The organism is Stenotrophomonas sp. YJH_SMC_133, from assembly GCF_059370655.1.
The window spans coordinates 1-11,753 of the sequence record NZ_JCAFTW010000026.1; the positions used below are offsets into that span (position 1 = coordinate 1).

Genomic DNA, 11,753 nt, shown 5'->3' on the forward strand with positions numbered 1-11,753 from the left:
CTATGGACGGTCAAACGGGCATTTTTATGGTGGTTCATCCGGGCTCTTTGGGGTCTGGAGAGGTGTGGTAACCACCATTTTCCAAAGATGTCCCGGATGAACAACGTACAGAGAGATCACAACTAACAGTCGACTCTACCCCGTCGATTCGCCCGGCCACGATCACCCCGCCGCAATCGCCAGGCCGTTATCGCCCCGTCGTGACCACCCCGCGCCATCACCCCGTCGAAGCTCCCATCACGGTGGCTGTGGTCCTCTGCCCCACCATCCGGCCTTTACCGCCTGTGCCGTATAGTCGCGCGCAGGCGCGGTGGTCCGCGCGAAACGGTGTGGCTGGCGTGTCTTCTTTCCTGCGATCGATCCGTGCACGGGGGCCTTGGCTGGCCCTGCTGCTGTGCACTGCCTTCCTGCTGTCCGCACCGGTGCTGGCCCAGGATGAGGACCCCACGCCGAAGCAGCAACTGGCGGACATCGATTCCAGGCTGAAGGAGGTCGAGCGCAAGCGGGGCGATGCAGAGGCCATCGAGACACTGGCGATGCTGTCCGAGAATGCCTCGCAGGCCCGGCGCGATGCCGAAGCGCTGGAGAAGGCGTTGCAGCCGCAGCTGGATCGGATCAGCGAACAGCTGGCGCAGCTGGGCACGCCTGCGGAAGGCACCACCGAACCGCCGGAACTGGCCGCGCAACGACGCACCATCACCAAACAGCGCGACGGCCTGGCCGCGTCGGTAGCGCAGGCCAAGGCCAGTGCCGTGCGTGCCCAGCAGCTGGCAGCCGACATCGACCAGCAGCGCACTGCGCAACGCGCCGAAGACATGGGGAAGAAGGTCGCCTCGCCGTTGTCTCCGGCGCTGTGGAGCAAGGTGGCCGAGCGCCTGCCGATCGATATCGCACGCGTCGCGCCGTTGGCCGAGCAGGGGCGCGATACGTTTGTTGCTGGTGTCCGGGCCAATGGCTGGGGCACGCCGTTGCTGGGCCTGCTGGCCGCGTTGGTGATGATGTTCCCGCTGCGGCTGTGGCTGCGCAGGCTGGGGCGGCGCTTTGCGGCGTCCGAGCGTGCGCCGGACGGTCGCCTGCGCCGCTCCGGCCTGGCCATGTGGCTGCTGCTGGTCGGTACGCTGCTGCCCGGCTATGCCGTGGTGGTGCTGATGGCAGCGCTCGATGCGATCGATGCGATCGCGCCGCGCCTGCAGGTGGTGGCCGACGGCCTGGAGACGGCCACCTTCCGCGCCGCCTTCATTGCGGCGCTCAGCGCGTGCATGCTGGTACCCAAGCGTCCGTCGTGGCGGTTGCTGAATCTGGATGACACCGCCGCACTCAAGCTGCGCAAGTACGCGTGGGGCGCGGCGGCGCTGGCCTGGCTGAGCACGGTGCTGGTCGCCCTCGATCAGGCCACGCGTACCAGCGACGTCACCACGGTGGCGCTGGACGGCCTGATTGCGCTGACCTACCTCGGCCTGATCATGGCCATGCTGGTGACCCTGGCACGCCTGCATCGCCGGCAGACCGCCGAGGCCGAGGCCAAGCTGGAGGCACAGGCCGATGGCGTGGGCGCGGCCACGCCGGTGCGTCGCAGCAGCTGGCTGGTACTGGCCCGGGTAGCGGGCAACATCGCGGTGGTGGCGGCCATCATTGCCACATTGCTGGGCTACCTGAACTTCGCCAAGTTCGTGAACCAGCAGCTGATCGGCGGCAGCATCGTGGTGCTGGCCGCGACCCTGCTGTTCAAGTTCGTCGATGACCTGAGCACCTGGATGCTCAACGCCGACAGCAAGGTTGGCCAGACCATCCTGCTCAGCACCGGCCTGAGCGTATCGCGGCTGGAGCAGGCCGGCGTGCTGCTGTCGGCGGCGTTGCGTACCATCGTCGTACTGATCGCGCTGCTGGCCCTGGTGGCACCGTTCGGCAACATCGGCGCGGTGGTGGAGCGCTTCACTTCACTGTTCACGACCGGATTCGATATCGGTGGCACCAAGCTGGCACCGGCGGGGATCGTGTTGGCGGTACTGGCGCTACTGGCCGGCCTGGCGATCACCCAGCTGGTGCAGCGCTGGCTGACCGACACCTACCTGCCCAAGACCGAACTGGACCTGGGCGCACGCAACTCGGTCAGTACCGTTGCCCGTTACGTGGGCATCATCATCGCGGTGATCTGGGCGCTGAGCGCGATGGGCCTGCAGCTGAGCAAGCTGGCGTTGCTGGTCAGTGCGCTGTCAGTGGGTATCGGTTTCGGCCTGCAGGTGATTACCCAGAACTTCGTCTCCGGCCTGATCCTGCTGGCCGAGCGCCCGGTGAAGATCGGCGACTGGGTGAAGCTGGGCGACCAGGAGGGCGACATCCGCCGCATCAGCCTGCGTTCGACCGAGATCCAGGTGGGCGACAAGTCGACGCTGATCGTGCCCAACTCCGAGCTGGTCACCAAGACCGTGCGCAACATGACGATGGGCAACAACCAAGGCCGCATCCAGATCCAGTTCGCGGTGCCGCCCAGCACCGATGTCGGCAACCTGCGGCAGGCGTTGCTGGATGCGTACACCGCGCATACCAACGTGCTGAAGCAGCCGGCGCCGACGGTCTACATCGACAGCATTGCCGGTGGCCAGATCACCATCAACAGCTTCGCGTACGTGGCCAGCCCGCGGCAGGTCTACGCCACCCGCAGCGATCTGTACTTCAGCCTACTGCAGATACTGGCGGAGCGGAACATTCCGCTGTCGACCCCGACCGATATCCACATCACCCGCGATCCGCAGGAGTAGGGGGTGTTCTGCAGGGCTGCGCCCTGCACCCGCTACGAGCCGGAGCAAAGGCAACAGCAACAGCAACAGCAACAGCGGGCATTCCGTGGTTTGGCGGGGTGGGTCCGGTTGCGGGAGACGCCGTAAACCCGTCCATGGGGGCTTGGCCGCGGCATCCATGCCGCGGACACTCCCGCAACCGGACCCACCCCGCCTTCGACAATCTCCCGCGATCTGTTGGAATTGCTCTCGGGGTCAGATCCGTTTTCCGGAGGAAAACGGATCTGACCCGATCTTGATTTTCGATATCTGACAGAGTGTGTCGACCAAGGTCGACACCTACCGACAGCCGCAGGAACTGTCAGAGGTGGGGCGGTGTCGGAGTGCGGGGTGTCAGCCGCATGGATGCGGCTGCCAAGCCTCCAGGGACGGATTTACGGCGTCCCCGCACTCCGACACCGCCCCGCCAAACCACGGAATGCCCGCTGTTGCCGTTGCTGTTGCTCTTGCTTCGGCCGTTGCTTCGGCGGGTGCAGGGCGCAGCCCTGCAAAGAGCCCTACCCCCGCGGTCGGCCGCGCGAGGGCACCAGTGCGAACGTGTCCACCGCCAGCTTCTCGGCATGGTTCAACCACGCGCGGATCTCCAGATCATCCACTTCGTGGTCCAGCCCGAACGACACGTTGATCTTGCCGTTGGCATCGGGCTGCACCCACTGCTGGGCCAGCACCACCTTGCGCTGCGAGGACACCGCCTCGATCCAGAAACCACGATCCGGCCGCGTGCTCGCCACCAGCTGCAGCATGTACTGGCCGGCGCGGGTGCGGCGCCCCTTCTGGGTGATCATGTGCGCCTGGCGCACGCTCGGGCGCGGGCCCTGGAATGCGTCCAGCGGTGCGTCCACGGCAATGCCGCCACGCAGGTCGTTGTCGCGGTACAGCTTGATGCCGTTGTCACGGTTGACCAGCAGGGCGCACCAGTCGCCATCGGCCGAGCCGTCCTCGAACGCGGTGCAGCGGTCGACATAGGCCAGGGTGTTGTCCGGGTCGGCATCATCAAACTGGCGCGAGGTGTTCTCCAGATACACCGACTTCAATCCCCAGTCCTTGTCGTATTCCAGCAGCACCGGCGGCTGCACGTGCTGCAGGCCCACCACCACCTGGTCATCGCCATCGATCTTCAGCTCGCGGGTCGGCTCACCCAGCCACAGCGAGCGGGCGAAGGCGAGGTACTGCGGGTAATCTCGGCCGCCATCACGCTGGGTGGCCACGCTGGCGCTGGGCGCGCGCTGGGTATCGATCAGTGAACGGCCAAAGCCCATCGTCTTCAAGTTCGGGTCCAACAGGCTGAGCAGGGTCGCACCCGAATCCAGGGTGGTGCCGGCGTCGGCGCTGAGCTGCTGCGGGGCAATGCCATCGCCGAGGAACAGCAGCAGGTTCTCGCGCTTCTGCCGGGTCAGGATGTGGGTCAGATCGTTGGGCATCGCCAGGTGGTCGGAGGCGATCACGATCAGCGTGTCCTTGCCGTACGGGCTGGCCTGGATGCGTTCGACCAGCTGCGAGATCAGCCGGTCACTGCACTTGAGCGCGTTGAGCATGTTGATGTTGCCGTACTGGCTCTGGTAGCGCTCGCCCTTGCACGACACCGGCAGGTGGCCCGCCGGGTGGTGGGTGTCCATGGTGAGCGTGGTGAGCATGAACGGCGAGCCGGCGCGCGAGAGCTGTTCGAAGCGCTGGTAGGCGGTATCCAGCAGCACGTCGTCGTGCACGCCCCAGGCGGAGTAGTGGATGCGGCCGATCTTTTTCTGCTGCTTGAACCAGGCGAGGTCATGCACTTCGTCAAAACCGTGGCTGGCGAGGAACTGGCCCTTGCCGGCGAACTGGCCGTTGGCCCCGCCCAGGTAATGGTTGGTATAGCCCTGCTGCTTCAGGTAGTCGCCCAGGCACACTGCCTTGGGCAGGAAGCTACCCATCCGGTCCATGCTGTTCTCATCGCCCTGCGAGGTGGTCAGCGGCACGCCGCACATCGACGACACCAGGCCGGCGATGGTCCAGCCGCTGCCCTCGGCCGAGGCCAGGTTGCGCACGTCCAGCGACTCGGACGCCAGCCGGTTGAGATTGGGCATCAGGCCCGGGAACACGTTCTCGTCCAGGTAGGTGCGCTCCAGGCTCTCGCCGTAGATCCAGACGATGTTGCGCGGGCGCTGCAGCGGCTGCGTCGGCACCTGGTATTCGGGGGCGATGCGGGCGAAGTCGACCGGGCGGAGCTGCTGGTACAGGCGTTGGCCGTCGCGGGCCAGCGGGCTGATCATGATCGTGGCCACCCACACGGCCGCGAAGCCCGCGAACAGCGCGCCACCGTGGCGGGGCCGGCGCCAGCGCTTCACCCGCGTGGCGAACAGCGGCAGCAGCGAGACCAGCGCCAGCACGATGAAGCCGGCGATGTAGCCCTTGAAGTCGGAGACTCCGGCGCCTTCCATGTCGGCGCCGAGGTGGTACAGCGTGGCGGCGTTGAGCCCATCACCGGACAGCTTGTCGATCAGCCACCATGCGCTGAGCGTGAGCAGCAGCAGCGAGAACGCACTGGCCTTCCACCACACCCATTTGCCGGACGCGAGGAACAACCAGCACAGCAGCAACAACGACAGCAGCAGTATCCAGAGCATAGGCAGCTTCGGCAGTGACGGGGTGGTGGTGATGGACGTCGTACCGACGCGTGTCCATCCGACCGGCGCTGCCGCAAGCACATGCATGTGACAGGCCGATGACCCGATAGTGCATGCACGAACCTGACTGAAATGTTTGTTGGAATGACGCGCGCGAAATCGCGCTCAGTAGGTAAAACGAGCGTGAAAGGCTTCGTTGGATTGCATTAAAAACCGCATGAATACGGTTGTTTTCGCAGATTCGCTAGCGATGCCCGCGCTCTTCGCGTGCCCGCGCGCGACGATCGAACAGCAATGCACTGGTCACGATGCCAAGGCCGAGCACTACGCCGATGAACAACAGAATCAGGGCGATGAGCGGGTAGCCGAACAGATGCCAGCCGGTGTCGATCTTCATCATCATCGCGGCGGCCATGATCAATGCCGCGCTGATGATGCCGGCCGCCACGCGGTTGGCGATCTTCTGCAGGTTCTCCATCAACCGCGATTCTTCCAGGCCCGTCACCTTCATCTGCAGACGGTTCTCGGCCAGCAGCGCCATGATGTCCGACAGCTTGCGCGGCCCATCGCGCAGCAGCTGCTGCAGCTCCATCGCCTCGCTGGCGATGTTGGCTGCCGACAGGGACTTCTTCAGGCGCGCACGCATCACATGCTGCAGCTGGCGCTCGACGATGCGGCGGGTCTCCAGTTCGGGTGCCAGCAACCGGCATACGGTTTCCAGGTTGAGCAGCGCCTTGCCGAGCAGGCTCAGTTCCGGCGGGGTGCGCAGGCCGCAGGCGGTGGCGATGCGCACCATGTCCAGCACCACGCGGCCTTCGGAGAAACTGCCGCTGGCGGCGTAGCGCGCGATCAGCTGGCCGGTCTCGCGCAGGTAGCGCTCTTCGTCGAAGGCCTCCAGCCGCGTGCTGATGCTGATCAGATCGTCGGCTACTTCCTCGCCACGGCCATCGACTGCGGCGAACAGGATCTTCAGCAGCCGCTCGCGCAGGCGTGGCGGCATGTGCGCGACCATGCCCAGGTCGAAGATCGCCAGCCGTCCATCGGGCATCACCCGCAGGTTGCCGGGGTGCGGGTCGGCGTGGATCTCGCCGTGCACGAAGATCTGGTCCAGGTAGCCGCGGATCAGCGCCGCCGCCAGCGGGTCCATCGATTGTTCGGTGCGGCGCACGTCGGGAATCGCATCCACGCGCACGCCGGTGGCCAGTTCCATGGTCAGCACGCGCTGGCTGCTGTAGTCCCACAGCGGCTGCGGAATCCACAGGCGGCGGAACGGCTTCAGGTGTCGGCCGAAACGGGCCAGGTTCTCGGCCTCGGCGTGGTAGTCCAGCTCCTGCATCAGGGTCTTTGCGAACTCGTTGAGCCAGTCGCGCAGGCGCACGCGGCGGCCTACCTGGGTCAGGTGGTCGGCGGCCAGCGCGAAGCTGCGCAGCGCCTCCAGGTCCGAGCGAAGTTGTGCAGCCACTTCAGGCTTCTGCACTTTCACTGCCACCTGGCGTCCGTCGTGCAGCACCGCGCGATGCACCTGCGCGATCGAGGCACAGCCCAGCGGTTCGGGATCGAATGAGGCGAACAGCTTGTTCACCGGTGCGCCCAGCTCCTGCTCGACGATCGCATGGATACGCTCGACCGGAATCTCGGCCACCTTTTCCTGCATGCGCTCCAGGGCTGTGGCGAACTCCACCGGCACCATGTCCGGGCGCGTGGACAGCATCTGGCCCAGCTTGACGAAGGTCGGGCCCAGCGCTTCCAGATCGCTGACGAACTGTTCCGGGTTGCCGTCCGCGGGAACGTCGGCTGGATTGCCTGCGGCATCCAGGTTCATGCCCGAGAACACCCCTGAATGGCGATAGCGCATCAGCAGGCGCAGGATCTGGCTGCGCCGGTTCATGCCTTTGACCAGCGGAGGATTGCCATTGGCGGTGGGCGGATTGCTCAAGCGGAACTCCCATGCGACGAAGACAGGTAGCGCCGGCCACGGGCCGGCAATGTCCGGATTCCGCAGTGTCGCCGGGGGGCGGTGGGCACGCGGTGAATCCGACGTCTTCCGCAGTCCACACCGGATCGGTCAGAATCCGCTCATTCCCTCTCTGGACTTCCCATGGCCGGTGCCAGCCTGTTCGCCCTGCTCGACGATATCGCCACCCTCCTCGACGATGTCTCGGTCCTGACCAAGGTCGCGGCGAAGAAAACCGCCGGCGTGCTGGGCGACGACCTGGCGCTGAACGCGCAGCAGGTCACCGGGGTCAACGCCAACCGCGAACTGCCGGTGGTGTGGGCGGTGGCCAAGGGCTCGCTGGTCAACAAGGTGATCCTGGTGCCGGCAGCATTGGCGATCAGTGCGCTGGAGGCCTGGCTGCACAGCCGCGGCTGGAACGTGCCGCTGATCGTACCGCTGATGATGATCGGCGGCGCGTTCCTGTGCTTTGAGGGCGTTGAGAAGCTGGCGCATCGGTTCCTGCACTCAGTCGAGGACGACGCCGAGCATCAGGCCGAGCGGCGCAAGGCGCTGGCCGACGCGCAGGTGGACATGGTGGCGTGGGAGAAGGACAAGGTGAAAGGCGCGATCCGCACCGACTTCATCCTCTCGGCCGAGATCATCGTACTGACCCTGGGCGTGGTCGCCACCGCATCGTTCACCAACCAGCTGGTCACGCTGGCCGTGGTTGCACTGGCGATGACGGTCTTCGTCTATGGGCTGGTGGCGGGCATCGTGAAGCTGGATGACGTCGGCCTGTACCTGTCGCGCAAGGGTGGGGCCGTGGCCGCCTTCGGTCGCGGCCTGGTGGCCTCGGCGCCGTGGCTGATGAAGTTCCTGTCGGTGGCCGGCACCATTGCCATGTTCCTGGTGGGCGGAGGCATCCTGGTGCACAACGTGCCGGCGCTGCACCACGCAGTACAGGCGATGGGCGGCGAGGGGCAGTGGGGCTGGCTGGTCAGCGCGGTGGGTAACATGGTGGTCGGCATCATCGCCGGCGCCATCGTGCTGGCGGCGGTGACCGGGTTCCAGAAGCTGCGCGGCAAGTAATCACCGGCGGGTCGCGAGGTAGAGGCCGACCTTGGTCGGCGCTTCGTTTGCCGCGCGCGCCAACCAAGGTTGGCACCTACCAAAGCGGTTCGCGACGGGCCGGACGGTCAGCCCGCCTGCACGCGGTTCTTGCCCTGTCGCTTGGCCGCATACAACGCGTCATCCGCACGGCGCAGCAAAGCCTCGGTATCGTCGCCCGGCTGCCATTGCGCCAGCCCGGCGCTGAAGTGCACCGGCACGCGCCGGTCCTGCACGGTCAGCACGCGGTGCGCCAGTGAGCGTTGCAGGCGCTGCACGGTGGCCATGCTGTCGGCACCCTGGGTTTCCGGCAGCACCAGCACGAACTCATCGCCACCCAGCCGTGCGATGCCGTCAGTGGCGCGCAGCAGCAGCCTGCAAACGGCCACCAGGTGCTGCAGCAACGCATCGCCACCGGCGTGGCCGTGCGCCTCGTTGGTCAGGTGGAAATCATCCAGGTCGATCACCGCCACGCCCAGCGGTGAGTTGTTGCGCGCAGCACGCGCCAGTTCACGCTGCAGCAGTTCGTCCAGGCCGCGGCGGTTCAGCGCCTGGGTCAGCGGATCGATGCGCGCCAGATCACCGGCGGCACGCAGTTCCTGCTCCAGCTCGGCAATGCGCTGTTCGGCGCGTTCCACTTCCTGCCGCGCATTGGCCAGGTGATCGCGGGCCTGCGCGGCCTGTTGCTGCACCTTGCCGGTGTCGCGCATCACGTCCTGCAGCAGCTGGTTGAGGTCGGCGATGCTACGCGCCTCGCGCAGCTGCAGTGCGTAGCTGCCGATGCGGTCGTGGTACTCGCCGGTGCTGGTGGCCATGCCATCCATGCGCTCGATGAACTCGCCCATCAACCCGCGCATGGCTGCCTTTGAATCGTCGATGCCCTGGCGCAGCAGGCCCTGCTTGTAGATCACTTCGCGCAGTTCGGCACGGGTGCGCTCGACTGCCTCGGCTTCCAGCGGCCCGTCCAGCAGCTGGCGCACCGCCGCGATCTGGCCCTGCAGCCAACTGCGGTCGTCCAGCAGCTCGCTCACGTTTTCCAACAGCAGCGCGAACAGTTCCAGCAGCAGCGCCTGCTGCTCCTGCCAGCTCTCGGCACGCACGCCGACCTGGTGCCCGAGTTCGCGCACGCCCTGTTCGATCGGCTCCAGTGCGGTACCCGGCTGCCACTGGCGCAGGCGCGTGGCCAGCGCCTGCGCTTGTTCGCGCAGATCCGGGTCGTGCTGCAGCAGGGCCACCACGGCGCCACCCAGCAGCAGCCGCAGCTGCTCGGACAGGCGCAGGCTTTCCGGCTGTCCGTCCGGCGAATGCTGTTCGATGGTGCGGATGTACTTGTCGATCAGCTGCCGCATCGCACGCCCGTAGCGCGGCCAATCGGCACTGGCCTGCGCCGACTGCAGGCGGTCGCCCATGTCACCCAGTTCGCCGGGCAGGGTGGCCATGCCGTTGGCGAAGGCGGCCAGCAGCGGTTCCGGCGCGTCGGCGCCGGCGAACAGCTGCTGCAGTGCCACGCCACCACCGCCCTGCAGTACCACGCGGTCGCCCAGCCCATCGTCCACCACCGCGCGCACGCGTGCCGGCGGCCCAAGGGCGGTACCGGGGGCAGGGCGGTGGTCGGGCTGGTCCGTCATGGAGCGAATCCTGGGGGGTGGCAGGGACTGGTTCCAGCATATCGGCGCGGCCGCCGACGGCTTGAACGGCTAGGATGGGCGACAGGATGCCGCAGTGGAGGTGGTGATGCGCGTGATGTTGCTGGGGGCAACCGGCCTGGTCGGCGGGCTGACCCTGTCCCGGCTGCTGGACGACCTGCGCTGCAGCGCCGTGGTGGCACCCACCCGCCGCCCGTTGGGCATGACCCACGGGAAGCTGGAGAACCCGGTGCTGGCCTTCGATGCGTTGCCCACTTCGCCAGCATGGGCGCGCGTGGACGCGGTCATCTGCGCGCTCGGCAGCACCATTGCCCAGGCCGGCAGCCGCGAGGCTTTCCACCGCATCGATCATGACTACCCGCTGGCGTTCGCGCGGCTCGCGCAGGCACAGGGTGCACAGACTTATGTGCTGAATTCCGCGGCCGGCGCCAATCCACAGTCGTCGATCTTCTACAGCCGGGTGAAGGGCGAATTGGAACGTGACCTTCGTGCGCTGGGCTTCCATTCGTTGACCCTGGTCCGCCCAGGGCTGATCGGGGGCGAGCGCAACGAGGTGCGTCGTGGCGAGCGCCTGGCGCTGACGGTGCTCGGTGCTTTGGGGCCGATGTTGCCACGGGCGTGGCGGATCAACCCGGCCAGCGAGATCGCCAAGGCACTGGTCGAGGCCGCGCTGGCCCCGCAGCCGGGTGAGCACGTGGTTGCATCGAGCGCACTGGTCGGCTGATGTCGCGTGCGCTGCGCCTGACCCAGTTGCTGCAGCTGCTGCGCCGCCATCGGCGGCCGGTGGGCGGGCAGACGCTGGCCGAAGCGCTGGGCATCAGCCTGCGCACGCTGTACCGCGATATCGAGACCCTGCGTGAGCAGGGCGCTGACCTGCGTGGCGAGGCCGGCGTTGGCTACCAGCTGGCGCCGAGCGACACCCTGCCACCGATGACCCTGCCGCCGGCCGAGATCGATGCGCTGGTGCTCGGCCTGCGCTGGGTCGCCGCGCGCACCGAGCCGGCGCTGGCCGAGGCGGCGCGTGATGCACTGGCGCGCATCGCGCATGTGTTGCCTGCAGCGCGACGCGAGGCCTTGCGTGACAGCGGCCTGCGCGTTGGCCCTTCGCGCGCCGCGGCCAAGGTGCCGGCTGGGCGCTTGCAGGCCGTGCGAGAGGCTGTCGGTTCACAGCGGCGCCTGAAGTTCGGCTACGAGGACGCGCACGGTCAGCGCAGCGAGCGGATCGTCTGGCCGTTCGCGCTGGGCTACTTCGATGAGGTGTCGATGCTGGCGGCGTGGTGCGAGCGCCGCGAGGATTTCCGCCATTTCCGTCTGGACCGCATCCGCCAGGCGCGTGTGCTGGAGGATCACTACCTCGTGCCACGCGCCACCCTGCTGCGACGCTGGCAGAAGGCGCAGGGCATCGCGCCGGACTGGCTGGACCGTTCATAACCACAGCAACAGCCGGGATCCGGGGCGTGTAGAGTCGACTGTTAGTCGACTGTCGCGCGCAGCGCGGAGTTTTAGGCAGGTTGAGGGAAGAGCAGTCGACTAACTGTGTAAACCCACCACGTTGTTCAGCAGGACTCTGGAAATAGGTGGCTGGCCACCGATCCCCATGTGAGGGCGGTGCCAGTTGTAGTGGTGCAGCCATTGGGTCAGCACGGAATTGCGCTGGTCCGAG

General features: G+C 66.8%; 7 protein-coding genes and 1 pseudogene. 4 read left to right on the forward strand and 4 right to left on the reverse strand.

The features are described 5' to 3' along the window. Positions 1 to 329 precede the first annotated feature (329 nt). The gene (locus tag AC5P78_RS20945; RefSeq protein WP_049397258.1) at positions 330 to 2,759 is read left to right on the forward strand and encodes a DUF3772 domain-containing protein; all 2,430 of its coding nucleotides are present in this window, start codon (positions 330 to 332) and stop codon (positions 2,757 to 2,759) included. Between the two features lie 536 nt (positions 2,760 to 3,295). On the opposite strand, the gene AC5P78_RS20950 is transcribed toward AC5P78_RS20945, so the two are convergent. Both AC5P78_RS20950 and AC5P78_RS20955 read right to left on the reverse strand, forming a co-directional pair. After that, the gene (locus AC5P78_RS20950; RefSeq protein ID WP_012481464.1) at positions 3,296 to 5,401 is read right to left on the reverse strand and encodes a phosphoglycerol transferase I; all 2,106 of its coding nucleotides are present in this window, start codon (positions 5,399 to 5,401) and stop codon (positions 3,296 to 3,298) included. 244 nt (positions 5,402 to 5,645) lie between these two features. After that, positions 5,646 to 7,292, reverse strand: a pseudogene (locus AC5P78_RS20955) (ABC1 kinase family protein); the annotation flags it as partial. Between the two features lie 207 nt (positions 7,293 to 7,499). Between AC5P78_RS20955 and AC5P78_RS20960 the strand changes: the two are divergent. Next, positions 7,500 to 8,426: a DUF808 domain-containing protein gene (locus tag AC5P78_RS20960; protein ID WP_495217353.1), complete on the forward strand. Its 927-nt coding sequence runs from the start codon at positions 7,500 to 7,502 to the stop codon at positions 8,424 to 8,426. Positions 8,427 to 8,533: 107 nt separating this feature from the next. Here AC5P78_RS20960 and AC5P78_RS20965 read toward each other — a convergent pair whose 3' ends face one another. Continuing rightward, positions 8,534 to 10,072 carry a GGDEF domain-containing protein gene (locus AC5P78_RS20965; protein ID WP_005411356.1) on the reverse strand — a complete coding sequence of 513 codons (1,539 nt, stop codon included), beginning with the start codon at positions 10,070 to 10,072 and terminating at the stop codon, positions 8,534 to 8,536. 106 nt (positions 10,073 to 10,178) lie between these two features. Here AC5P78_RS20965 and AC5P78_RS20970 point away from each other — a divergent pair, with 106 nt between their 5' ends. Together AC5P78_RS20970 and AC5P78_RS20975 are read left to right on the forward strand one after the other, a co-directional pair. Then, on the forward strand, positions 10,179 to 10,814 hold the full coding sequence (locus tag AC5P78_RS20970) for a Rossmann-fold NAD(P)-binding domain-containing protein (protein WP_012481462.1): 636 nt from the start codon (positions 10,179 to 10,181) through the stop codon (positions 10,812 to 10,814). Then, positions 10,814 to 11,521, forward strand: coding sequence for a helix-turn-helix transcriptional regulator (locus AC5P78_RS20975; RefSeq protein ID WP_012481461.1), 708 nt, complete (start codon positions 10,814 to 10,816; stop codon positions 11,519 to 11,521). The genes AC5P78_RS20970 and AC5P78_RS20975 overlap by 1 nt, the downstream gene beginning before the upstream one ends. 99 nt (positions 11,522 to 11,620) lie before the next feature. Here the strand turns inward: AC5P78_RS20975 and AC5P78_RS20980 are convergent. Then, on the reverse strand, positions 11,621 to 11,753 hold a 133-nt coding region (locus AC5P78_RS20980; protein WP_139338732.1), incomplete at its 5' end, for an integrase core domain-containing protein.

What these genes read in the sequence shown, in the direction of transcription:
- AC5P78_RS20950 (WP_012481464.1), bottom strand. Translation starts at nt 5,401, where the DNA reads ATGCTCTGGATACTGCTGCTGTCGTTGTTGCTGCTGTGCTGGTTGTTC.
- AC5P78_RS20960 (WP_495217353.1), top strand. Translation starts at nt 7,500, where the DNA reads ATGGCCGGTGCCAGCCTGTTCGCCCTGCTCGACGATATCGCCACCCTC.
- AC5P78_RS20965 (WP_005411356.1), bottom strand. Translation starts at nt 10,072, where the DNA reads ATGACGGACCAGCCCGACCACCGCCCTGCCCCCGGTACCGCCCTTGGG.
- AC5P78_RS20970 (WP_012481462.1), top strand. Translation starts at nt 10,179, where the DNA reads ATGCGCGTGATGTTGCTGGGGGCAACCGGCCTGGTCGGCGGGCTGACC.
- AC5P78_RS20975 (WP_012481461.1), top strand. Translation starts at nt 10,814, where the DNA reads ATGTCGCGTGCGCTGCGCCTGACCCAGTTGCTGCAGCTGCTGCGCCGC.